Raw genomic sequence first — 20804 nt, 5'->3', positions numbered from 1 at the left:
AGAAAATGCCCGCTTCACAGCTCATGCGATATTGATAATCTATAAAGCCATCAAATGGCAAACGAGAGATGATGCCGAAATCTCTGCGGTGCATTGCAGTCGATGCGGACTGGAAGACCTCTGCAGACGCGGCTAAGTTTCCGCTCCCTGAGAACCGAAGGACACACTACGCATGGCGCGCCCGAATATCCTCATCCTGATGGTCGATCAGCTCAATGGGACGCTGTTTCCCGACGGGCCGGCCGAATTTCTACACGCGCCTCACCTGAAGGCCCTGGCAAAGCGTTCGGTGCGCTTCGCCAACACATACACTGCAAGTCCCCTTTGTGCGCCAGCGCGGGCTTCCTTCATGTCGGGGCAGCTGCCGAGCAGAACCCGCGTCTATGACAATGCCGCCGAGTTCGCGTCTGATATCCCGACGTTCGCGCACCATCTGCGTGCGGCAGGCTACCATACCGCCCTCTCCGGAAAGATGCATTTCGTCGGCCCCGACCAATTGCACGGTTTCGAGGAGCGCCTGACGACCGATATCTATCCTGCCGATTTCGGCTGGACGCCTGACTACACCAAGCCGGGCGAGCGCATCGACTGGTGGTACCACAACCTGGGCTCGGTCACCGGTGCAGGCGTCGCCGAGATCACCAACCAGATGGAATACGACGACGAGGTCGCCTACAACGCGACCCGCAAGCTCTACGATCTCTCGCGCCGTCACGACGACCGCCCGTGGTGCCTGACCGTGAGCTTCACCCATCCGCACGATCCCTATGTCGCACGGCGCAAGTATTGGGATCTGTACGAGAATTGCCCTGCCCTTGATCCTGATGTTGATGCGCTTCCGTTCGACCAGCAGGATCCGCATTCACAGCGCCTCTTGAAGGCCTGCGATTACGATGCGTTCGAGATCACGCGAGAACAAATCAGGCGAGCACGCCAGGGCTACTTCGCCAGCATCTCCTATATCGACGACAAGATCGGCGAGCTCCTCGACGTCCTCGAGCGCGGGCGGATGGCAGACAACACGATCGTTCTATTCGTTTCCGATCACGGCGACATGCTCGGCGAACGCGGCCTCTGGTTCAAGATGTGCTTCTTTGACGGCTCCTCGCGTGTGCCGTTGACGATCGCGGCTCCGGGCTGGAATGCCGCCTGCATCCAGCAGCCTGTCTCGACGCTCGATGTGACCCCGACGCTGGCAGCGCTGGCGGGTATCGACATGACCAAGCTCGCACCATGGACGGATGGCGAAGACCTTGCGCCACTCGCGACAGGGACCGGGGCGCGTGGTCCAGTGGCGATGGAGTACGCCGCCGAAGGCTCCGAAGCCCCCCTCGTCTGCTTGCGTGACGGTCGCTTCAAGCTGACCCTTTGCGACAAGGACCCGCCGATGCTGTTTGATCTTCAGGCCGATCCCAGGGAACTGACCAACCTTGCGGGCGATGCAGGACATGCCGAGGTCCTGGCGAGACTGAAGGCTGAGGCCGACAAACGCTGGAACCTGCAGAGCTTCGATGCCGCAGTGCGCGAAAGCCAGGCGCGTCGGTGGGTCGTCTACGAGGCGCTTCGGAACGGGGCGTACTATCCCTGGGACTATCAGCCGCTGCAGAAAGCTTCCGAACGCTACATGCGCAATCACATGGACCTGAACGTGCTGGAAGAAAGCCAGCGGTATCCGCGCGGCGAGTAAGATTGCGGCGGCAGATCTGCGCCGATACAGTCAGGAACCAGGAGGCAGCCTATGAGGCGAGCGCACGGAATCGACTGAACAGAAAGATCGTTGAGCCGAAGAAGGGTGCGACCACGGCGCATGTCCGAATCGATATCGGCGGCGGGTCAATCGTCACGGCCTCCATCACCAACGAAGCGGTCGACGAACCGGGGCTCGCCGTTGGTGGCGACGCCTATGCGGTCGTCAAGGCCTCTGACGTCATGATCGCCGTCGACTGATCACCAGGCCTTCTTGCAAGAATGCGCCACGTCGTCGCCGGTCTGGAAATCTCTAGGTTGCGGCGGCGCGCTCGGCTTGAACAGCGCGCGATCGGGCTTCAGATCGAGAAGCGGTGTGCCGTCAAGGCAATCCATTCCCCGAACCATCAAGGTGGCACCTTCAACCCCCTCCAGCTTGACGATGGACGTCGCGATCGGGTTCGGGCGTACGGGCGAGCGAAGAGAAAACGTGCCATGCAGCTTTCCGCTATTGGCCGGACTCTGGAGGACGAGATCGCGTCGTGACCGATCCAACCAATAGAGCACTTCCAGCCGCTCGAAAGCCTCCACACCTTGGAGGGCCTGTCGCCACGGCTCGTATATCTCGATCCTGCAGAGCGGACCGTCGTGCCGTCCCTGGCGCGGTGTCTCCATGCGCGTGCTCCAGGGCGTGACGATGCGCCCGATGAACACCAGCCCGGCGTCCGTCGCCGGCGGCAATTCGACGGCGACTTCATTTTCTCTGATTCCATTCTCTCCAACCATGGCACGCTCCTCTTCACCGGGCATCATGGCAGATCGTTATATCCGATCCAATTTCACGCCGCTTTGACAGCGTGATATTCCTTGAGAGCAGCCATCTTGATCGCAGGATAGCGCTCTGATTCATAGCGCAGCGAGAAGCTGTCCTGCGCCAGGAACACCGGATCATGGTCCAGGTCTCGCGCGATATCGCCGCGACGGGCAGTGACGAATTTCTCGAGCTCACCCGGCTGATCGGCCGAGATCCAACGGCAGACGGAGAAGCGCGACATTTCAAAGGAGACCGGCAGGCCGTATTCGGCCATCAGACGCTCCTTGAGAACGTCGAGCTGCAGCGCACCGACGACACCGACGATAGCCGGCGAACCATCTTCCGGGGAAAACAGCTGGACGACGCCCTCTTCCGCCATCTGCTGCAGCGCTTCCTTGAGCTTCTTCGCCTTCATGGCGTCTTCCAGGCGCACCCGGCGCAGGATCTCCGGCGAGAAATTCGGCACGCCTTGGAACACGAGGGACTCGCCCTCCGTCAGCGTGTCGCCGATGCGAAGCGTTCCGTGGTTGGGGATACCGACAACATCGCCGGCATAGGCCGTATCGGCAAGCTGCCGCTGCGAGGCGAAGAAGAACTGCGGCGCAGTGAGGCCAAGCTGCTTCCCGGTACGCGACAGCCGCGCCTTCATGCCGCGCTCGAGCTTGCCAGAGCAGATACGGGCAAACGCAATGCGGTCGCGATGGTTCGGGTCCATGTTCGCCTGGATCTTGAACACGAAGGCCGTCATCTTGTTGTCGGTCGCATGCACGGTACGGATATCGGCGACCTGATCGCGCGGCGGCGGCGCAAACTCGCCGAGCGCATCGATAAGATCGCGCACCCCGAAATTGCGAAGCGCCGAGCCAAAGAAGACCGGCGTCAGATGCCCCTCTAGGAAAGCTTTCTTGTCGAAGGGTTTGCAAGCCTCTATCGCCAGCGTCGTCTCCTCGACAAAAGCGCCACGCTCGTTCTCTGGCAAGCGATGGGCGACCATTTCAGGATCGGTGACCTTGGTCATGATTTCCTGGGTATCGGAGGCGCGCACCTCGTTGTTCGCCAGATGGTAGGTGCCGCAGAAGGTCTTCGAGCGGCCAATCGGCCACGTCACCGGCGCACAATCCAGCGCCAGCTTCTCCTCAACTTCATCAAGGATTTCGAACGGGTCGCGGCTTTCGCGGTCCATCTTGTTGATGAAGGTCATGATCGGAATGTCACGCATGCGGCAGACTTCGAACAGCTTCAGCGTCCGCGGCTCGATACCCTTGGCGGCGTCGATAACCATGACCGCAGCATCGACGGCTGTCAGTGTGCGATAGGTGTCATCCGCAAAGTCTTCGTGGCCGGGCGTATCGAGGATGTTGAAGACGTTGTCTTTATATTCAAACGTCATCACAGAGGTAACGACGGAGATGCCGCGCTCGCGCTCGATCTTCATCCAGTCGGAGCGCGTCTGCATGCGGTCCTTCTTTGCCTTGACTTCACCGGCAAGCTGGATGGCGCCGCCGAACAACAGCAGTTTTTCGGTGAGCGTGGTCTTACCAGCGTCCGGGTGCGCGATAATAGCGAATGTGCGGCGGCGGGAGACCGCCTCGGCGAGACTTTCGGCCATGATGTGAATCCTGTGGAATTGCGGCGTATCTAGCGATTAAAGACCGGCATTGCAATTGACCTTGGCGCATCGGGCGCAAACTAATGACCCATGACAATCCATACAGATACGCGCCCGACGCTCAATATCATCCGCCTCGCCAACGGCCAGGATCTCGATCTGCCCTCCTACGAAAGCAAGGGGGCGGCAGGCATGGACCTGCGCGCCGCCGTCGATGGCGCCGCACCGATGACGCTCGAGCCCGGAAAGCGCGCCCTGGTGCCGACCGGCTTCATCTTCGAGATTCCGGACGGTTTCGAAGGCCAGGTGCGCCCACGCTCCGGCCTCGCCTTCAAGCACGGCCTTACCTGCCTGAACACGCCCGGAACAATCGACAGCGACTATCGCGGCGAGGTTAAGGTCCTGCTGATCAACCTCGGCGAAGAGCCGTTTGAGATCACCAGGGGCATGCGCATCGCCCAGATGGTGATTGCGCCGGCGATCCAGGCCCATATCTGCGAGATTTCCGAGGCGAGCGCGACCGCACGTGGCGCCGGCGGTTTCGGATCGACCGGAGCATGATGTCCAAGAGTATCGATCATTCCGGCCTCACCTTTCGCCGAGACTATTTCGGCGACCGCAAGGCATGGGGCGCGTTGGTCGACCTCCTGAAGGACACATTCGATGTCGATATCGGTCCATTGCAGCAAATGGGCGGGCCTGATGCGAGCAGCATGCCCTTCGGCTGGTTTGCCTGTAATGGCCGGCTTGCCGCCAATCTTTCGGCTTTCGCAATGCCACTCATGATCAACGGTCGCACTGTGAATGCCGCCGCGTTTCAGTCGGGTGCCGTTCGTCCGGCATGGCGTGGGCGTGGATTGTATCGCGACCTGACCCAAAAGGCGCTCGCCTGGTGCGAGGAGAAGGGCTTCGAAGCGATCGTGCTCTACACGGACAAGCCGGCGCTCTATGAGCCTTACGGCTTTCGCGCCCTGCCGCTGCATACCTATTCCGGCAACGCGCCGGCCGCGCTAAAGGTGCGAACGCCGGCCCGGCGCCTGAATCCTTTGGAACCCGCTGACCTCAAGCTCTTAAGCACCGCATTGAAGGCACGTGCGCCGGTCTCGGCCGGTCTCGCCGTTCGTGAGAGCGCCGCGATGTTTCTCATCAACACCCAACTCGATCCTGGCGTCACGATCAGCTGGCTGGAACGGGAACGGACCGCAGTCGCGTGGAAGATGGAAGTGCCAGGCCATTTCAAGCTGCTCGATGTCGTTTGCGCCGATATCCCTTCGCTCGCCTCGATCATTGGAGCACTCGACATCGACGTTGAAGCTGTCGACGTGCTGTTTTGCCCCGACAAGCTCGGGTGGAGCGGACAGGCAAAGTCCCTCGACAGCCACACGCAATTCATGGTCCGTGCGCCTGGCACGATCGCATTTGATCGACCGGCCATGCTGTCCCCGATGGCCGACTTCTGATCTATCGCTGCCGCGAGAGCGGTGGCAGGCGACGCTTTACCGGCGATGCCTTGACCATCGAGGTACTCGTTTCGGCCTTCTCCGCCACCTTGTCCAGGATCGTGTCGAGCTCCGCCATCGAGCGAACGACAAGCCGGGCAATGAAACAGTCGTCTCCCGTCACCTTGTCGCATTCCACGAACTGAGGTGTGCCCTGGATGATCCGCTGAACGACATGCAACTGCCCGGGCAGCGGCCGAACGCGCACGATCGCCTGCAGCGGATATCCGAGTGCCGCAGGGTCGATGTCGATGGTGAAAGCGGCGATGATCCCCCGCTCTTCCAGGCGACGAAGGCGTTCGGCGGCGCTGGGCGAAGAAAGCCCGGCAGCCTGTGCCAGCTCCTTCAACGAGATGCGGGCATTTTCCGCCAGCGCCTCCAGTATTTTCTGATCGACATCATCGATCCCATTATCATTAGCCGAAACAGACATTATTCCTCACAATGATAGGAGAGTAGCACAATCAGCCTAATGCAAACTATATAACGAAAGGCGGGACCGCAATAATCTTCACCCATCGATATGGAGAGACGAGATGCATAGCGAAATCCGCACCGGCACCGCCCAAATGACCGCAGCAATGCTGATATCGGGAACAATTGGCTGGTTCGTGGTCATGTCAGGCCAGCCGGTGAGCGGCGTGGTGTTCTGGCGCTGCTTTTTTGGCGCGATCAGCCTGCTTGCCGTCTGCGCCGGCTTGGGATTGCTGCGACCCGGCATCATCAGCTTGAAGTCGACCGGTATCGCTGTCTTCGGCGGCGTGGCCATTGTTCTCAACTGGCTCCTGCTTGCGCTCGGCGCGCTGTTTCTCGGCGAAAAGATAACCGCCGCAAAGCTGTTCTGGCTGACGCTTGCCTTTGCCGGCATGGCGGCCATCGTCGAGGCCAAGCCGGCCACGGCCGGCGGACACGACGGGTACGGCCTCGGCATCCTGCTGGCACTCGGAGCCGCGTTCTTCTACGCCCTCGCGGCGCTCGCAGCGAAGTCGCTGAAGGGAACGCCGCCGCATCTTATCGCCCTGATCCAGGTCGCGACCGGCGTGCTGATGCTGCTGCCGACCATGAATTTCTCGGACCTACCCACGGATGGCCAGTCGTGGTCAATCCTGATTACCATGGGCGTCGTACATACGGGGCTGATGTATGTGCTGCTCTACGGCGCGATCCAGAAGCTGCCGATCCATCTGACCGGGGCGTTGTCATTCATCTATCCGATCGCCGCGATCCTCGTGGATCGACTGGCCTTCGGACACGCATTGCAGCCGTTGCAACTCATTGGCGCAGCCGTCATCCTTGTCGCCGCGGCCGGCATGAACCTTGGCTGGACGCCCGCGCAGTTTTTGCGCGCGCGGGCGGGCTGATGATCCGAGAAGCGAACGAGACTACTTCTGCTGCCGGGTCGTTTCGAACAGGAACCAAGTGCGGCGCTCGGCCTCGTCGATCCACACTTCCAGCAGGCTCGTCGTAGCGACGTCATTATGCTCGGAGCAGACATCATGGGTCTCGCGCAACAGCGAGACGAGCTGTCTGTTGTCGTCGCGCAGTTCCGCCAGCATGTCTTCGGGCGTGACGTACTCGGCATCGTTGTCGTTGATGCGTTGCAGGCGGCTGATATGGCCGATGGAGCGCAGCGTCGTGCCGCCGATCTTGCGGGCGCGCTCGGCAATCGCATCGGTCGTGGCGAAGATCTGCTCGGCCTGCTCGTCGAGCATCAGGTGATAGTCGCGAAAATGTGGTCCGGACATATGCCAATGGAAATTCTTGGTCTTGATGTAGAGCGCAAAGACATCCGCCAGCAGCGCAGCCAGGGCGGCCGAGATATCCTGAATGGCATTGCTTTTCAGGTCCGTGGGGGTAGCGAGGGGGGCGAGTTTGCGCTTTTCGGCTGCGGTGGGGCTCATCGGGTGTCTCCTCTGGCGAGCGGCGGGTCAGGCAATGGCAGGTGCGGGAGTGGCTTGTCGTTCCCGGATTTGACGGTTGGGGCGACGCCGGCGTCGACCAGCCATCAATCACCGCCTTGGAACTAGAACCACGATCGCCAGCGTCAATAGCGGCAACCTACCGCAGCATGATGACAAGACGTCAGATCCTTGAAAGCAACGGGCCGCAGGCGTAGAAGGCGATTGCAGCAGGAGCTCACGGCATGTCATTCACCGCCCTTTTCGCTTACGCAGTGGCACTCTTCATCGCGGCGGTAATCCCCGGACCGGGCATCACGGCTATCGTTGCCCGCGCGCTCGGCTCGAACTTTCGCGAGACGTTTTTCATGGGCCTCGGCCTCGTGCTGGGCGACATGACCTCTCTGACGGCGGTCATCCTCGGGCTGGCCTTCGTGGCGCAAACCTTCACCGAAGTGTTCATTGTCATCAAGATCGCCGGGGCGCTTTATCTCGGCTACATCGCCTATAAACTCTGGACGGCCGGGCTGCTGCCGCAGGATGTCGCCGCGAAGAAGGCGAGCAATGTCGGGATGAGCTTCCTGTCCGGCCTGCTGGTGACGCTTGGCAACCCCAAAACCATGCTTTTCTACGTCGCGCTGGTGCCGACGCTGATCGACCTCAACACCATCGGGCTTCGCGAATACGGCATTCTGCTCGCAACCACCTTCGTTGTCCTGCTCGTTGTTCTGGTGCCCTACATGCTGCTTGCCGCACGTGCGCGAGTGATGCTCAAGCAACCGCGTGCGCTGCAGGCGCTGAACAAGACGGCGGCCGGCATTCTGGCGGGCACAGCAGCCTTCATCGCCACCCGCGCGGCCTGAAAAATTCATTCGGCAAAGCTCGGTTCTTAAAGGATTTTTTCTATCCTAGTCCCTTCGGGTGGGTGAAGCCACACTGGTCTCCGTCCGCCTTTGACCCTATTGTCTCCGCACATTTCATCCAGGGAGAGCGTAATGTCGAAGAAACCGGGCCGTGGCCGCATCTATTCCTCGATCACCGAAACCATCGGCGACACGCCGATCGTGCGGCTCGACAAGCTCGCCAAGGCGAAGGGCGTCAAGGCAAACCTCCTGGCCAAGCTGGAATTCTTCAATCCGATTGCTTCCGTGAAGGACCGTATCGGCGTTGCAATGATCGAGTCGCTGGAGTCGCAGGGTAAGATCTCGCCTGGCAAAACGACCCTGATCGAGCCGACATCGGGCAATACCGGTATTGCGCTCGCCTTCGCCGCTGCGGCGAAGGGATACAAGCTGATCCTGACGATGCCGGAAACGATGTCCATCGAGCGCCGCAAGATGCTGGCGCTGCTCGGCGCCGAACTTGTCCTGACCGAAGGCCCGAAGGGCATGAAGGGCGCGATCGCGAAGGCCGAGGAACTGGCTGCGACGCTCCCGGATGCCATCATCCCGCAGCAGTTCGAAAACCCGGCCAACCCGGAAATCCATCGCCGCACCACGGCCGAAGAGATCTGGAACGATACCGACGGTACGGTCGACATCCTGGTTGCCGGCATCGGCACCGGCGGCACCATCACCGGTGCGGGCCAGGTGCTGAAGTCGAAGAAGCCTGGCATCAAGGTGGTCGCCGTCGAGCCGGCGGAATCCCCGGTTCTTTCGGGCGGCCAGCCGGGACCGCACAAGATTCAGGGCATCGGCGCCGGCTTTGCGCCGGCAATCCTCGATACGCACATCTACGACGAAATCATCACGGTGAGCAGCCAGGAGGCGCTGGAACTTGCCCGCGAGGTTGCCAAGCTCGAAGGCGTGCCGGTGGGCATTTCCTCCGGTGCAGCACTGGCCGCGGCTATCGAGGTCGGCAGCCGCGAGGAGAATGCGGGAAAGAATCTCGTCGTGATCATTCCGTCCTTTGCCGAACGCTATCTCTCGACCGCACTGTTCGACGGCCTCGGGAACTGAAAGGCCTCATCTGCTAAAGGAACCTGGGGCGCTTCGGCGCCCCTTTTCGTTTCAGCGGCGGTGGTCAGCCGCTCGCCAGCGGCTCGTATCCCACACGGCGTCACCGGAGCGCTCCGCTCTTGCGCCCAGAAGCGCTTTAAGTTTGGAAAAGGCCATTTCAATCGCTTTGTCATGATGACTCTCCAGTGCGGGTTCCTGTTGAGGCATGCGATAGGCTGACAAGCCAGATACGTTGAGTTCCTACTTCAACGATACGCCCTTTGAGCTTTCCGCGCCTGAGCCAACCGTAAGCCGTCTGTCGATGAATGCCGAGCTTTTCGGAAAGTTCTTGCAACGTCACTTCATCCTCATTGCGACGCGGGATGTGACCCGACCAGATCGGCCGCTTTTTCCCAAGGCCATTTCGCACGTTCACCGAACACCTGGATGACGACGCGATCTAGCATTATGCGGACGATAGTCTGTCGGTCTCGTGCAGTGGTGGACGTCGCTTTCCAGAGAGAGGGCACATCTTCTGCCAGACAACGGATAATCTTCTTGTCCTCCTCCGTTAACCGCTCGGGTTGTTGCGACAATGTCCGCTGGTGGTCATCGGCGAGAGTTTGCCCCCTCGCCAGGGCAGCCTCCCAGTCCTTTTCCAGGGTCCGCGCTACCAGCCGGTTATCAGGGTCGACGGCCTCATATCGCCGGCGGGCGAGTGCGATCTCATAGTCCGCCCGCTCCAGGCGTTGCTTCCATCCATCGTGTATCTGTTGTCGTTCGAGTTCAATATCCTCGGCAACCTGAAGGCTGACTTCGATCGCGGATGGCGATATAGCTTCGAGCACCAGCGCGCTAACGCGGGCATCCACGGGACGAGCACTGATCGATTGGCAATGACGACCTCCATAAGTGGTCGCCTCCCAGCTGCAGCTGTAACGTGCTTCCCGGCCATCGTCATTGTAGCCCGTAACCATTTTACGACCACACACACCGCAAGAGACAAGTCCGCTGAGCAGCGCCGCACCACCTCTTGGGACGCCTGGATATCGGGCACGGTTTTTCGCCATCTGGTCCTGATTTCGCTCGTAGGTTTTCCAGTCAATGTAGGCTGGAAGAGCATTTTGGTGCAGTACCATCCACTTTTGCCGATCGCCAATAATGCGCCGGCCACTGTGAGGCTTTCCGGGCAACCGTAGGCGGCCGTCGCTGCGACTGCGCCCGTAGACATAGGCCCCGGCATAACTGGGGTGACGCAGCATGTCGCCGATCGCCGTATTGTTAGGCCTGCTCCAACAGACATCACCCTTCTCAGGACCGCTGCGGATACGGTCGGGAAGCGCGATGTCATGATCGACAAGGTAACGTAAAACACCGCTAATCGAACGACGCTTTTCGAAGACAGCAAAGACAAGGCGGATAATCCTTTGCACCTCCTCGTCCGGATCCAGGGCAACCTCCTCGGACGGCTTCAAAACATAGCCACGCGGAAGACCCAGAATAAGTTCGCCACGGCGCGCCTTGGCCTTGCGGCCTTCGTGCATGCGGCTCTTGAGAATATGCAGCTCAGCTTCGCTCATCGTGCCCTTCAGGCCGAGCAACAGACGGTCGTTATATGTGCTGGGATCGTAGACGCCATCGGCATCGCCAATCAACGTGTCGAACAACGCGCACATTTCCAAAAGCTGATGCCAATCGCGGCACGAGCGCGCGAGACGGGATACTTCAATGCCGATGACCATTCCCACATGGCCAAGCCCGACCTCGGCAACCAGGCGCTGAAAGCCGGGTCGATTGAGCGTTGTCGCACCTGATCGGCCCAGATCGTCGTCAATCACCGTAATCTGCTCACGTCGCCACCCAAGTCGGCAGGCACGATCTGTCAACGCATATTGGAGCCGCGTTGACTCCCGATTGTGCTCGACTTGTCGTACCGTCGACTGCCTGACGTAAACGATAGCCTGGCGATCATGGTGGCGGGACTGGATCTTCTCTGTCAACGCGAAGTCGAGACAACTCGGTTCCGCATTCATGACTGGCCTCCCGGTCCGTCGACACATGTCGCTGTACCAGACTGGCAATCAGCGCCACCAGCCTCCGGCGCCGATCTGGTGGCAGATCCATCCATCGGATATGTGTCCGCTTCTGGTGCATCACGAATCATCCATCGGGCCAGCAATATCAACACTCTATGGCCAAGATAGGGTATCAACGGAAACTCTCCTTCAGAGGTTCCCTGAATATGCGTCTTCGATGGTGTTGAAGTCGGGACTGTAGGGCGGGAGCTAGAGCAGCCTGCCGCCAGCAGCGCTCGCCGCTTTCCGCCACCGCCTTGTCAGGAAGTCCGACGATCTGCGTCACGACCCGCCCGGGCGCGTACCATGACCTGAACCTCGACCGGAACAGCCTCGGTGCCCTGAAATGCAACCGTGCTGACGCGTGCGAGTATGCCCCACGGTGCCGCAACCATAGCACCGCAGTTTAACGACGTATCATTGTCGCAAATTGCAATCTTGCATAGAAAGCGGAGTGAAGAAGAACAATAAAGGAACAGATTCAAGCCTGCGCTGTCGCCAGGTTGTATGAGGTTGTAAGCGGAGAACAAAGCAAGCGGATTGTCCGGACCGGGCAGTGGCGGAGTGGTCTTGAGGGCAAATTGCCATCCGGGAACAAGCGTCCGCGCGCCTCGTCGCACGCGGTCAAGACGTTCAACGCTTCCGCTCGATCGCGTCCCAAAGCAGGGCAGCAATATCGGCGCCGCCGAACTTGCGCACCTCACGAATGCCTGTCGGCGACGTCACATTGATCTCCGTCATATAGTCGCCGATGACGTCGATGCCGACGAAGAGGAAACCGCGTTCCTTGAGCGCAGGGCCGATCCGCCTGCAGATTTCGATTTCACGTGCCGTCAGTTCGGTTGCCTCGGCACGTCCGCCGACATGCATATTGGAACGACTGTCGTGCTCAGCAGGGACGCGATTTATGGCGCCGGCCGGCTCGCCATCGACAAGCAGGATGCGCTTGTCGCCCTTGCGCACGTCAGGCAGGTATTGCTGTGCGATGAAGGGTTCGCGGAACAGCTGGCCGAACATTTCGAGCAGCGACGACAGGTTGCGGTCGTCCTTGGTCGAGTGGAAAACGCCCGCGCCGCCATTGCCGTAGAGCGGCTTCAAGATGATGTCGCCCATCTCGTCGCGGAAACGGCGGATTTCGCCCGCGTCCTTGGTGATCAGCGTCTTCGGCATCAGATCGGCAAATTCAGTGACGAAGATCTTCTCGGGGGAGTTCCGAACCCAGGCCGGATCATTGACGACGAGCGTCTTCGGGTGGATCCGCTCCAGCAAGTGTGTTGAGGTGATATAGGCCATGTCGAAGGGCGGGTCCTGGCGCAGCAGGATCACATCCATCGTCGACAGATCGACACGTTCCGACGTTCCGAGCTCGAAATGGTCGCCCTTGACGTCGCGCAGCACCATCGGCTCCACGGTAGCGAAGAGCTTTCCGTCCCGAAAGCTCAGGCGGTCGGGCGTGTAGTGGAAGAGCTTGTAGCCGCGAGCCTGCGCTTCGAGGCTCATCGCGAAGGTGGAATCGCCCGCAATATTGATGCCGGCAACATGGTCCATCTGGACCGCTACATTCTTGATCTTGGCCATTTCCGTCCCTTAGCTGATGCCGGACAGATGTAGGCTGCAGATGCCCCGAAAGCAACGCCGTGCTCGCGTCGCGAGACGAAATCTTCAGGCCGCGATGCCGCTCTTGGGAGCGTCGCCGCGCAGCAGGCTGCGGAGCCGATAGGCAAGCGCAACCGGCTTCGGGAACGGCTTCCTCAGGAACGCAACTTTGCGCACGTAATTGTCCACGCGCCAGCTCGCCCAGGTGCCGGCGGCAAAGAAGGCGACATCGCCGGCACCGAGCGTGCGCTCCGTGCCGTCCCCGGCGAGGATATGAACTTCGCCTTCGAGGATCATCACCGTCTCTTCCCAGTAGAAGAACCAACGGAATTCGCCCGCCGTGCAGTCCCAGATTGCGCTCACGGCTGCATCGTCATCGCTGCGCGAATGCTCTGCTGTGCGCGCCTGCGGGTTGCCGCTGATGATCCAGTCGGGATTGATCGGGGTCGAACGCATGACAAAATTATCACCTGATTTCGCCACGAACCTCTTAGGCGTCGCTTCCGGCAGACTCGGAAAAGGGACGACCCGCGCGGCCATTGCGACCATGCTCGCCAGCATCATCTGCATACCCATGAACAACCCCGTTGTTATCAAATCCTTGCCGGGATAGCAGAGAGTTGTAAAGGTACCGTACAAGCAGTGCCTACAATTTGAACGATCACCACGTCCAAGGTGCTAGGCAATTTCCGTTTTCGTCGCCACGGCCTGTGAAAAAGCCGTTCCGCCGATACGCTTTGCGGTGTCGTGACTGAAGAAATGCAGTCTTTCGGCACCCACGGCCAGCCGCAGTTCGGACGTTAGTTCCGTCTCCGGAGACAGGACTGCCGTCAGCGGCTGATCGCCAAGACTTCCATGCACGAGACGCTGCGAGCCGAGCTCTTCCACATAATCCACCACAACAGTCATGGCATGTTCGCCGGGCCTGGCGAGGCGCAGGTCCTCGGCGCGAATGCCGACGGTGACGGGCCCGGATGTGGGTGCATGACCGCCAAGGTCGATCAGGTTCGTGGCCAGTGCAAGCTTGTCGCCATGCAGCTCGCCCTGGAGCAGATTCATCGCCGGGGACCCGATGAAGCTCGCAACAAAGGTCGAGGCTGGCGTGTGATAGACGTCGAGCGGGGCGCCGATCTGCTCGATTTCGCCGCCATTCAGAACGACCAGCCGATCGGCCAAGGTCATGGCTTCGAGCTGGTCGTGAGTGACGTAGATCGACGTCGTGCCAAGCCGGCGCTGCAAACGCTTGATTTCGCCGCGCATCGACACGCGCAGCTTGGCATCGAGATTCGACAGGGGCTCATCGAACAGGAAGGCGGCCGGCTTGCGGACGATGGCACGGCCCATTGCGACGCGCTGACGCTGGCCGCCCGAAAGGGCGCGCGGCTTACGCTCGAGATAGGCCTCCAGCTGCAGCATACGAGCCGCCTCCGCAACGCGGGCATCGATCTCGGCCTTTGGCGTCTTGCGATTGCGCAGGCCGTAAGCAAGATTTTCATAGACCGTCATATGCGGGTAAAGCGCGTAGTTCTGGAAGACCATGGCGATGTCGCGCTCGGCGGGATCAACCCGGTTGACGACACGGTTGCCGATTTTCACATCGCCCTTGGAGATTTCCTCTAGGCCGGCGACCATGCGCAGAAGTGTCGACTTCCCGCAGCCGGACGGGCCGACAAGAACGATAAACTCGCCGTCCTTGATGTCGATGTTCACGGACTTCACCGCATGCACGTCCCCGGTATAGATCTTGGAGACCTGATTGATTTCGATGGCGGCCATCGGCGTTTCCTTTACTTGTCGCTTTCCGTGAGGCCCTTGATGAACCAGCGCTGGAACACCACGACGATGATGACAGGCGGCAGCATCGCGAGGATCGCGATGGCGAATGCTTCGTTGTAATCAGGGATCTGCGCGCCGACCCAGACCAGCAGGATCTGCTTGATGCCGCGCACCAGCGTGTAGAAGCTCTCGTCATTGGTCATCAGCATCGGCCAGAGATATTGGTTCCAGCCGTAGACGAACATGATGATGAAGATCGCTGCAACCATCGTCTTCGAGAGCGGCACGATCACGTCGAAGAAGAACTTGATCGGGCCGGCGCCATCGATGCGCGCGGCTTCCAGCAACTCGTCCGGGATCGATTTGAAGAACTGCCGAAAATAGAAGGTGCCCGTCGCCGACGCCAGCAGCGGCACGATCATGCCGGTATAAGTGTTGATGAGGTGCAACTGGTGCATCACCTCATAGGAGGGAAGGATGCGGACTTCGAGCGGCAGCAGCAGCGTCGTGAAGATCATCCAGAAAAACAGCGTTCCCAGACGGAAGCGGAAGTAGACGATGGCATAGGCAGCCAGCATCGACAAAACGATCTTGCCGACGGCAAAGCCGATCCCGAGGATCAGCGAGTTCATCAGCATGCGCGTGCCGGTGACCTGGCCTGTAAAGCCTCCCTCGCGGTTCAGGACTGTGTTGTAGGTTTCAGCGAAATGATTGCCCCAGGTCAGCGTCAGACCTTGCCGGTGGATTTCGGCGGCGTCGTGGGTTGAGGTGAAGAAGGCAACGACGACGGGCGCCATCATGACGAAGACGCCGAGGAGCAGGATGATGTGATCGACTATCTTGAGACGGTACATTCCCGCGCTCCTCAATTATAGTGAACGCGCCGCTCAATGAAGCGGAACTGGAAGACGGTCAGCACGAAAACGACGATCATCAATATCACCGACTGGGCCGATGAGCCGCCGAGGTCGTTGCCGCGGAAGCCATCCATATAGACCTTGTAGACCAGCGTGATCGGGTTGTTAGCCGCCTTGTCCTTCACCATCACATCGACAATGCCGAAGGTGTCGAAGAGCGAATAGGTGACGTTGATCACGAAGAGGAAGAAGGCCGTCGGCGCCAGAAGCGGCAAGATGACCGTCCAGAACCGGCGAAAGCCCGAGCGGCAGTCGAGCGCCGCGGCTTCGCGAACGGAGACCGAAATCCCCTGGAGGCCCGACAGAAAGAAGATGAAATTATAGGGGATCTGCTTCCAGACGGAGACGACCACCATCGCAAAAGCCGTATCGAAATAATTGAGACCGACCTTCATGTCCCAACCGAACAGGGCGGCAAAGCGGACGAAGGGACCGATATGCTGGTCGAAGAACATCATGCCGATCAGGCCGGCCACCGGCGGGGCGATCGCATAAACCGAGATCAGCAATGTCTTGTAGGTTGAATTGCCGCGAATGACGGCATCCGCCTTGACCGCCAAGAGCAGGCCGAACGACAGCGAGAAGAAAGTGACGAGCGCCGTGAAGCCGGCGATCGAGCGGTATTCGGCGCTTTCGAGAATACCTCTATAATTCTCCAGGCCGACGAAGCTGGAGCCGAAACCAAACGGGTCTTCGAGGAAGAACGACGACTTCACCGCCTGAATGGACGGCCAGTAGAAGAAAACGAAAATGACCGCCATCTGCGGCAGCAGGAAGAGATAAGGCAGCGTTGGCGACGAAAACTGCACGCGCTTCATGGCGGGACCTTTGCAAAGCGGTTCCGGAGACGGCGAGCGCCTCCGGAACCGTTGTTGTCAGCGATGAACGAGATCAGCCGGCGGTCTTGGCGAAACGCTCGAGCAGCTGGTTGCCTTCATTCTCGATCGTGTCGAAAGCGTCCTTGACGGAGGTTTCGCCCGAGAAAATACGGCCATATTCGCGTTCCATGATTTCGCGGATCTGCGGGTAGAAACCGAGGCGATAGCCCTTCGACCATTCGCCGTCTTCCATCTTCAGCTGCTTGATGCCGACTTCAGCCACCGGCTCCTTGTCGTAGTAGCCTTCCTTCTTGGCGAGCTCGTAAGCTGCCTCGGTGATTGCGACGTAGCCGGTTGCCTGGTGGTAGAACTTCTGGATCTCGGGCGAGGTCAGGAACTGGAAGAAGTCCGCAACGCACTTGTTCTCTTCAGCCGACTTGCCCGACATGGCAAAGAGTGCAGCGCCGCCGATGAAGCTATGGGTGCCAGCGCCCTTGATCGAACCCCAGTACGGCAGGAAGGTTGCCGAGAAGGGCATCGTTGCCGTCTTCTTCAGGCCGCCGAAGGAACCCGAGGAACCGACCCAGAGAGCGACCTTGCCTTCTTCGAAGGGCTTCTGGTTGTCGCTCCAGCCGGCGCCGTAGTACTTGAAGTAGCCTTCGTCAGACCAGGCCTTCAGCTTGTCGAACATCATGATGAGGTTCGGGTCGGTGACCTTGAGCTTGGTGTCGACGACGCTGTCGTAGCCGTTGTTGTTGGTGGCGAACTGGATGTTGTTGCGCGAGAAGAAGTTCTCGGTGAACTCCCAGGTCAGCTGCGACTGGACGAGCGGGATGTAGCCGGCGGCCTTGAGCTTCGGCGCGATCGCCTCGAACTCTTCCCAGGTCTTCGGGGCTTCGACGCCTGCCTTTTTCAGCGCTTCCGGGTTGGTGTACATGATCGGAGCGGAAGAGTTGAAGGGCATGCCGACGAATTTGCCGTCAGCAGCAGCGTAGAAATAGCGAACACCCGGAATGAAGGCATTGCGGTCGAACTTGTAGCCGGCGTTCTTGATCAGATCTTCGGCCGGAACGACCGCGCCCTTGGCGTTGATGATGGTGGCAGCACCTGCGTCGAAGACCTGCAGAATGTTCGGCTGCTCGCCCGAGCGGAATGCGGCGATGCCAGCTGCAAGAGCTTCTTCGTAGGTGCCCTTGCTGACCGGGGTCATGGCGCAGGCAGACTGCGAAGCGTTGAACTTCTGTGCAACCTCATTGATGACTTCGCCGTTGCGGCCGCCCATGCCGTGCCACCACGTGATGTTGGTCGCAGCAAAGGACGACGATGCCGAAAAGCTTACGGCCATGGCCGCCATCGAAATTTTCTTGAACATGGCTAATCCCTCTCCACCAGTTATTGGGGTGAGGAGTGCAATAGAGGCCTTCCATGACGCCTCCTTAATGGTTTGATGACAGGAGTGTTACATCGATAGCTTTTTGCACACGATTGCAATCGACATCAGAAGGCGTTCGGAAGATGGCGAGGCAAGCGGCCCGGCAGGATGGCCACGATATCGTAACGCTTCGAAAGCACAGCATAATCGCGTTGGCGCGCCAACCACAGATCGCTGGCCGCTCTGATCCGATTTTGTGCCGTGGGCGGCACGGCGTCGATGGCGCTCATCTCCTCGCGACCCGCCTTCACTTCCACGAATATCGCCAGATTGCGCTTGCGTGCAACAATGTCGATCTCACCAAGCTTGGTGCGATAGCGCAGGGCGACGATGCGACAACCCTTCAGCATGAGATGGAGAGCAGCCAAATACTCGGAGACATGGCACCCGCCAAGCGCCTTACGGCGGTCGGTCGCGGCAGCCCTATCGCCCATCGCCGCCCTTCATGTCGAGAAGCCGTTGGTAGAGTCCCTTCTTGGAAAGACCCGTCAGCCGCGACGCTTCCGCGGCGGCCTTGGAGGTCGGAAGGATCCTGGCTAGGTCGGTCAGGATCGCATCGACATCCGCGGCTTCGACCGGGCGCTCCGGCGGCGGACCAATGACAAGCACGATCTCGCCTTTGACGCTGTCGACATCGGCATAATGTGCAGCAAGCTCCGCCAGCGTACCGCGGCGAAACTCCTCGTACGTCTTGGTCAATTCGCGACAGACGGAGGCCACGCGATCACCGCCGAGCACATCGGCGGCAGCGGCCAGCGTTGCCGCTATGCGATGCGGCGATTCAAAGAACATCAGTGTTGCGGAAACGGCTACGAACTCAGCCAGACGATCGCGACGCGCCTTGTCCTTGGTCGGCAGAAAACCGGCGAAGAGAAAGGCAGCGTTGGGCAGGCCGGAGCCAACCAGAGCGGCAAGCGGGGCGGACGCACCGGGAATGGGCACGACGCGATAACCTGCCTCGATGGCGCTCTGTGCGAGACGATAGCCGGGGTCTGAGACCAGGGGCGTCCCGGCATCAGATACAAGAGCGACGGATTTGCCGGCCTCCAGCGCCTGCATCAGTCGCGGGCCAGCCTCCTCGGCATTGTGCTCGTGATAGGCGTAGGGGCGGTTCTGAATGCCGTAGCGGTCCAGCAGCACGCGGGTGACGCGCGTGTCCTCGCAGGCCAGCACATCGGCACCGGCGAGCGTTTCCAGTGCGCGCAGGGTGATGTCGCCGAGATTGCCGATCGGCGTTGCGACGAGATACAGCGCCGACTCCAATGGCCGTGCCGGAATGGACATATTGTGCAGGCGGAAGCTGCGTTGCCTGCCGCCTTCGGCCATCACATCGTCGTTGCTCAAGGTACTTCTGCTTTCTTTGGCTTCGCGCCTTTATGGGCGAGACCTTGCAGTTCGGCAAGGCCGCTGCAATTTCTGTGAGCATTGCGCGGGAAAACGGCAATTGCATCGACGCTTCCGTTTGCGCCTCTTGCAATCCGTCGCAAAATTCTGCCATTTTGCCTGTCCACTCTCCGGTCCCTTTTGGGCAAAAGCATTCCTTGCGGCGCGCGACATGCGCGCCCAAGCAGTAACGGTCGAAAGCGGTAGCATCCCATGCGTATTACAATTGAGCGGTCCAACCTTTTGAAGTCGCTGAACCACGTGCATCGCGTGGTCGAACGCCGGAACACAATCCCGATCCTGTCAAACATCCTGCTGCGTGCCGACGGCCAGAACCTGGACATGAAGGCAACCGACCTAGACCTCGAGGTGACCGAGGCGACGCCTGCCAACGTCGAACAGGCGGGCGCAACGACCGTTCCCGCGCATCTTCTTTACGACATCGTGCGCAAGCTGCCGGACGGTTCTGAAGTGCTGCTTGCGACCAGCACCGATGGCGGCTCGATGTCGGTTCAGTCAGGCCGCTCCAAGTTCTCGCTGCAGTGCCTGCCGGAATCCGACTTCCCCGATCTCACCGCCGGCACCTTCAGCCATACCTTCAAGCTGAAGGCGACCGACCTCAAGATGCTGATCGATCGCACGCAGTTCGCGATCTCGACCGAGGAAACCCGCTACTATCTGAACGGCATTTTCTTCCACACCATCGAAAGCAAGGGCGACCTGAAGTTGCGCGCCGTTGCAACCGACGGCCACCGCCTCGCCCGGGCCGACGTGGATGCGCCCTCAGGCTCGGAAGGCATGCCCGGCATCATCATCCCGCGCAAGACCGTGGGCGAGTTGCAGAAGCTTGTCGATGTACCCGACGCGATTGTGACCGTCGAAGTTTCCGACGCCAAAATCCGTCTCAGCATCGGCTCGATCGTCATCACCTCGAAGCTGATCGACGGCACGTTCCCGGACTACCAACGCGTCATCCCGACCAACAATGACAAGGAAATGCGGGTCGACTGCACGACCTTCGCGCAGGCCGTCGACCGCGTCTCGACGATCTCCTCCGAGCGTGGCCGCGCGGTCAAGCTCGCCCTCTCCGACGGCCAGCTACTACTCACCGTCAACAACCCGGATTCCGGCAGTGCAACCGAAGAAGTCGCGGTCGGCTACGATACAGATGCCATGGAAATCGGCTTCAACGCGAAGTACCTGCTCGACATCACGGCGCAGCTTTCGGGCGACGAAGCGATCTTCCTGCTCGCCGATGCCGGCTCGCCAACGCTCATTCGCGACACGGCCGGTGACGACGCTCTCTATGTGCTGATGCCGATGCGCGTCTAGGCGCGCGTCGCATTTACTACGCAAATTTTGTC

The 20804-nt window shown here is 60.1% G+C and carries 22 protein-coding genes and 1 pseudogene; 8 read left to right on the top strand and 15 right to left on the bottom strand.

Annotated features, from left to right (window positions below; all coding sequences use genetic code 11):
- Positions 1 to 172 precede the first annotated feature (172 nt).
- Both betC and WGT02_RS03035 read left to right on the top strand, forming a co-directional pair.
- Positions 173 to 1687 carry a choline-sulfatase gene (betC, locus tag WGT02_RS03040; RefSeq protein WP_024314463.1) on the top strand — a complete coding sequence of 505 codons (1515 nt, stop codon included), beginning with the start codon at positions 173 to 175 and terminating at the stop codon, positions 1685 to 1687.
- A gap of 14 nt (positions 1688 to 1701) precedes the next feature.
- The gene (locus WGT02_RS03035; protein ID WP_051166649.1) at positions 1702 to 1947 is read left to right on the top strand and encodes a molybdopterin-binding protein; all 246 of its coding nucleotides are present in this window, start codon (positions 1702 to 1704) and stop codon (positions 1945 to 1947) included.
- Here the strand turns inward: WGT02_RS03035 and tsaA are convergent, their stop codons facing one another.
- A complete protein-coding gene (tsaA, locus tag WGT02_RS03030; protein WP_208249161.1) occupies positions 1948 to 2472 on the bottom strand; it encodes a tRNA (N6-threonylcarbamoyladenosine(37)-N6)-methyltransferase TrmO in 525 nt (174 codons plus the stop codon). It lies immediately after the preceding gene.
- Between the two features lie 53 nt (positions 2473 to 2525).
- Positions 2526 to 4109 carry a peptide chain release factor 3 gene (locus tag WGT02_RS03025; RefSeq protein WP_024314460.1) on the bottom strand — a complete coding sequence of 528 codons (1584 nt, stop codon included), beginning with the start codon at positions 4107 to 4109 and terminating at the stop codon, positions 2526 to 2528.
- 90 nt (positions 4110 to 4199) lie between these two features.
- On the opposite strand from WGT02_RS03025, the gene dut reads away from it, so the two are divergent.
- Positions 4200 to 4670 carry a dUTP diphosphatase gene (dut, locus tag WGT02_RS03020; RefSeq protein ID WP_024314459.1) on the top strand — a complete coding sequence of 157 codons (471 nt, stop codon included), beginning with the start codon at positions 4200 to 4202 and terminating at the stop codon, positions 4668 to 4670.
- The gene (locus tag WGT02_RS03015; RefSeq protein ID WP_208249162.1) at positions 4670 to 5569 is read left to right on the top strand and encodes a GNAT family N-acetyltransferase; all 900 of its coding nucleotides are present in this window, start codon (positions 4670 to 4672) and stop codon (positions 5567 to 5569) included. The genes dut and WGT02_RS03015 overlap by 1 nt, the downstream gene beginning before the upstream one ends.
- Before the next feature lies 1 nt (position 5570).
- On the opposite strand, the gene WGT02_RS03010 is transcribed toward WGT02_RS03015, so the two are convergent.
- Entirely contained in the window at positions 5571 to 6041 is a 471-nt protein-coding gene (locus WGT02_RS03010; RefSeq protein ID WP_208249163.1) for an Lrp/AsnC family transcriptional regulator, read from the bottom strand.
- 103 nt (positions 6042 to 6144) lie between these two features.
- Between WGT02_RS03010 and WGT02_RS03005 the strand changes: the two genes are divergently transcribed.
- Positions 6145 to 6969 carry a DMT family transporter gene (locus WGT02_RS03005; protein WP_208249165.1) on the top strand — a complete coding sequence of 275 codons (825 nt, stop codon included), beginning with the start codon at positions 6145 to 6147 and terminating at the stop codon, positions 6967 to 6969.
- A 21-nt stretch (positions 6970 to 6990) separates the two neighbouring features.
- On the opposite strand, the gene WGT02_RS03000 is transcribed toward WGT02_RS03005, so the two are convergent.
- Positions 6991 to 7509, bottom strand: coding sequence for a Dps family protein (locus WGT02_RS03000; RefSeq protein WP_024314456.1), 519 nt, complete (start codon positions 7507 to 7509; stop codon positions 6991 to 6993).
- Between the two features lie 242 nt (positions 7510 to 7751).
- On the opposite strand from WGT02_RS03000, the gene WGT02_RS02995 reads away from it, so the two are divergent.
- On the top strand, positions 7752 to 8369 hold the full coding sequence (locus tag WGT02_RS02995) for a LysE family translocator (protein ID WP_208249167.1): 618 nt from the start codon (positions 7752 to 7754) through the stop codon (positions 8367 to 8369).
- A 132-nt stretch (positions 8370 to 8501) separates the two neighbouring features.
- The gene (cysK, locus tag WGT02_RS02990) at positions 8502 to 9464 is read left to right on the top strand and encodes a cysteine synthase A (RefSeq protein WP_024314454.1); all 963 of its coding nucleotides are present in this window, start codon (positions 8502 to 8504) and stop codon (positions 9462 to 9464) included.
- Positions 9465 to 9633: 169 nt separating this feature from the next.
- Here cysK and WGT02_RS02985 read toward each other — a convergent pair whose 3' ends face one another.
- From WGT02_RS02985 to rsmI, 11 genes and pseudogenes are all read right to left on the bottom strand, one after another.
- Positions 9634 to 9804, bottom strand: coding sequence for a helix-turn-helix domain-containing protein (locus WGT02_RS02985; RefSeq protein ID WP_208249169.1), 171 nt, complete (start codon positions 9802 to 9804; stop codon positions 9634 to 9636).
- Positions 9805 to 9811: 7 nt separating this feature from the next.
- Positions 9812 to 11476 (bottom strand): recombinase family protein, encoded by a 1665-nt coding sequence (locus tag WGT02_RS02980; RefSeq protein ID WP_225039788.1) that lies wholly within the window; start codon positions 11474 to 11476, stop codon positions 9812 to 9814.
- Positions 11477 to 11729: 253 nt separating this feature from the next.
- A pseudogene (locus WGT02_RS02975) lies at positions 11730 to 11892 on the bottom strand (ATP-binding protein); the annotation flags it as partial.
- A 259-nt stretch (positions 11893 to 12151) separates the two neighbouring features.
- On the bottom strand, positions 12152 to 13096 hold the full coding sequence (gene gshB / locus WGT02_RS02970) for a glutathione synthase (protein ID WP_024314453.1): 945 nt from the start codon (positions 13094 to 13096) through the stop codon (positions 12152 to 12154).
- A gap of 84 nt (positions 13097 to 13180) precedes the next feature.
- Positions 13181 to 13690, bottom strand: a complete 510-nt coding sequence (locus WGT02_RS02965) for a cupin domain-containing protein (protein WP_208249177.1) — start codon at positions 13688 to 13690, stop codon at positions 13181 to 13183.
- A 102-nt stretch (positions 13691 to 13792) separates the two neighbouring features.
- Positions 13793 to 14890, bottom strand: a complete 1098-nt coding sequence (locus WGT02_RS02960) for an ABC transporter ATP-binding protein (protein WP_024317760.1) — start codon at positions 14888 to 14890, stop codon at positions 13793 to 13795.
- Between the two features lie 11 nt (positions 14891 to 14901).
- Positions 14902 to 15744, bottom strand: coding sequence for a sn-glycerol-3-phosphate ABC transporter permease UgpE (gene ugpE, locus WGT02_RS02955; protein ID WP_024317759.1), 843 nt, complete (start codon positions 15742 to 15744; stop codon positions 14902 to 14904).
- 11 nt (positions 15745 to 15755) lie between these two features.
- Positions 15756 to 16625 (bottom strand): ABC transporter permease subunit, encoded by an 870-nt coding sequence (locus tag WGT02_RS02950; RefSeq protein WP_208249180.1) that lies wholly within the window; start codon positions 16623 to 16625, stop codon positions 15756 to 15758.
- Positions 16626 to 16698: 73 nt separating this feature from the next.
- Positions 16699 to 17997 (bottom strand): extracellular solute-binding protein, encoded by a 1299-nt coding sequence (locus WGT02_RS02945; protein ID WP_208249181.1) that lies wholly within the window; start codon positions 17995 to 17997, stop codon positions 16699 to 16701.
- Between the two features lie 125 nt (positions 17998 to 18122).
- Complete coding sequence (locus WGT02_RS02940; protein ID WP_024317756.1) at positions 18123 to 18491, bottom strand: YraN family protein; 369 nt, start codon at positions 18489 to 18491, stop codon at positions 18123 to 18125.
- Positions 18481 to 19383 (bottom strand): 16S rRNA (cytidine(1402)-2'-O)-methyltransferase, encoded by a 903-nt coding sequence (rsmI, locus tag WGT02_RS02935; RefSeq protein WP_029710339.1) that lies wholly within the window; start codon positions 19381 to 19383, stop codon positions 18481 to 18483. Before rsmI ends, WGT02_RS02940 begins: the two co-directional genes overlap by 11 nt.
- Positions 19384 to 19653: 270 nt before the next feature.
- Between rsmI and dnaN the strand changes: the two genes are divergently transcribed.
- A complete protein-coding gene (gene dnaN, locus WGT02_RS02930; protein ID WP_024317754.1) occupies positions 19654 to 20772 on the top strand; it encodes a DNA polymerase III subunit beta in 1119 nt (372 codons plus the stop codon).
- The last annotated feature ends 32 nt before the right edge of the window (positions 20773 to 20804 follow it).

It is taken from the genome of Rhizobium sp. T1470, assembly GCF_042140505.1.
In the GTDB taxonomy this organism is placed as follows: domain Bacteria; phylum Pseudomonadota; class Alphaproteobacteria; order Rhizobiales; family Rhizobiaceae; genus Rhizobium; species Rhizobium favelukesii.
Note: the sequence above shows the minus strand (reverse complement) of the source record. Positions and strands in the feature narration are given on the sequence as shown.

Bases quoted from the DNA above. Each gene is read 5' to 3' on its own strand.
- WGT02_RS02995 (WP_208249167.1), top strand. From the start codon at position 7,752: ATGTCATTCACCGCCCTTTTCGCTTACGCAGTGGCACTCTTCATCGCG.
- WGT02_RS03025 (WP_024314460.1), bottom strand. From the start codon at position 4,109: ATGGCCGAAAGTCTCGCCGAGGCGGTCTCCCGCCGCCGCACATTCGCT.
- WGT02_RS03010 (WP_208249163.1), bottom strand. From the start codon at position 6,041: ATGTCTGTTTCGGCTAATGATAATGGGATCGATGATGTCGATCAGAAA.
- WGT02_RS02940 (WP_024317756.1), bottom strand. From the start codon at position 18,491: ATGGGCGATAGGGCTGCCGCGACCGACCGCCGTAAGGCGCTTGGCGGG.
- WGT02_RS03005 (WP_208249165.1), top strand. From the start codon at position 6,145: ATGCATAGCGAAATCCGCACCGGCACCGCCCAAATGACCGCAGCAATG.
- WGT02_RS03000 (WP_024314456.1), bottom strand. From the start codon at position 7,509: ATGAGCCCCACCGCAGCCGAAAAGCGCAAACTCGCCCCCCTCGCTACC.
- dut (WP_024314459.1), top strand. From the start codon at position 4,200: ATGACAATCCATACAGATACGCGCCCGACGCTCAATATCATCCGCCTC.
- rsmI (WP_029710339.1), bottom strand. From the start codon at position 19,383: ATGGCCGAAGGCGGCAGGCAACGCAGCTTCCGCCTGCACAATATGTCC.
- WGT02_RS02945 (WP_208249181.1), bottom strand. From the start codon at position 17,997: ATGTTCAAGAAAATTTCGATGGCGGCCATGGCCGTAAGCTTTTCGGCA.
- WGT02_RS03015 (WP_208249162.1), top strand. From the start codon at position 4,670: ATGTCCAAGAGTATCGATCATTCCGGCCTCACCTTTCGCCGAGACTAT.
- WGT02_RS02965 (WP_208249177.1), bottom strand. From the start codon at position 13,690: ATGGGTATGCAGATGATGCTGGCGAGCATGGTCGCAATGGCCGCGCGG.
- WGT02_RS02960 (WP_024317760.1), bottom strand. From the start codon at position 14,890: ATGGCCGCCATCGAAATCAATCAGGTCTCCAAGATCTATACCGGGGAC.
- WGT02_RS02950 (WP_208249180.1), bottom strand. From the start codon at position 16,625: ATGAAGCGCGTGCAGTTTTCGTCGCCAACGCTGCCTTATCTCTTCCTG.
- dnaN (WP_024317754.1), top strand. From the start codon at position 19,654: ATGCGTATTACAATTGAGCGGTCCAACCTTTTGAAGTCGCTGAACCAC.
- betC (WP_024314463.1), top strand. From the start codon at position 173: ATGGCGCGCCCGAATATCCTCATCCTGATGGTCGATCAGCTCAATGGG.
- ugpE (WP_024317759.1), bottom strand. From the start codon at position 15,744: ATGTACCGTCTCAAGATAGTCGATCACATCATCCTGCTCCTCGGCGTC.
- cysK (WP_024314454.1), top strand. From the start codon at position 8,502: ATGTCGAAGAAACCGGGCCGTGGCCGCATCTATTCCTCGATCACCGAA.
- tsaA (WP_208249161.1), bottom strand. From the start codon at position 2,472: ATGGTTGGAGAGAATGGAATCAGAGAAAATGAAGTCGCCGTCGAATTG.
- WGT02_RS02980 (WP_225039788.1), bottom strand. From the start codon at position 11,476: ATGAATGCGGAACCGAGTTGTCTCGACTTCGCGTTGACAGAGAAGATC.
- gshB (WP_024314453.1), bottom strand. From the start codon at position 13,096: ATGGCCAAGATCAAGAATGTAGCGGTCCAGATGGACCATGTTGCCGGC.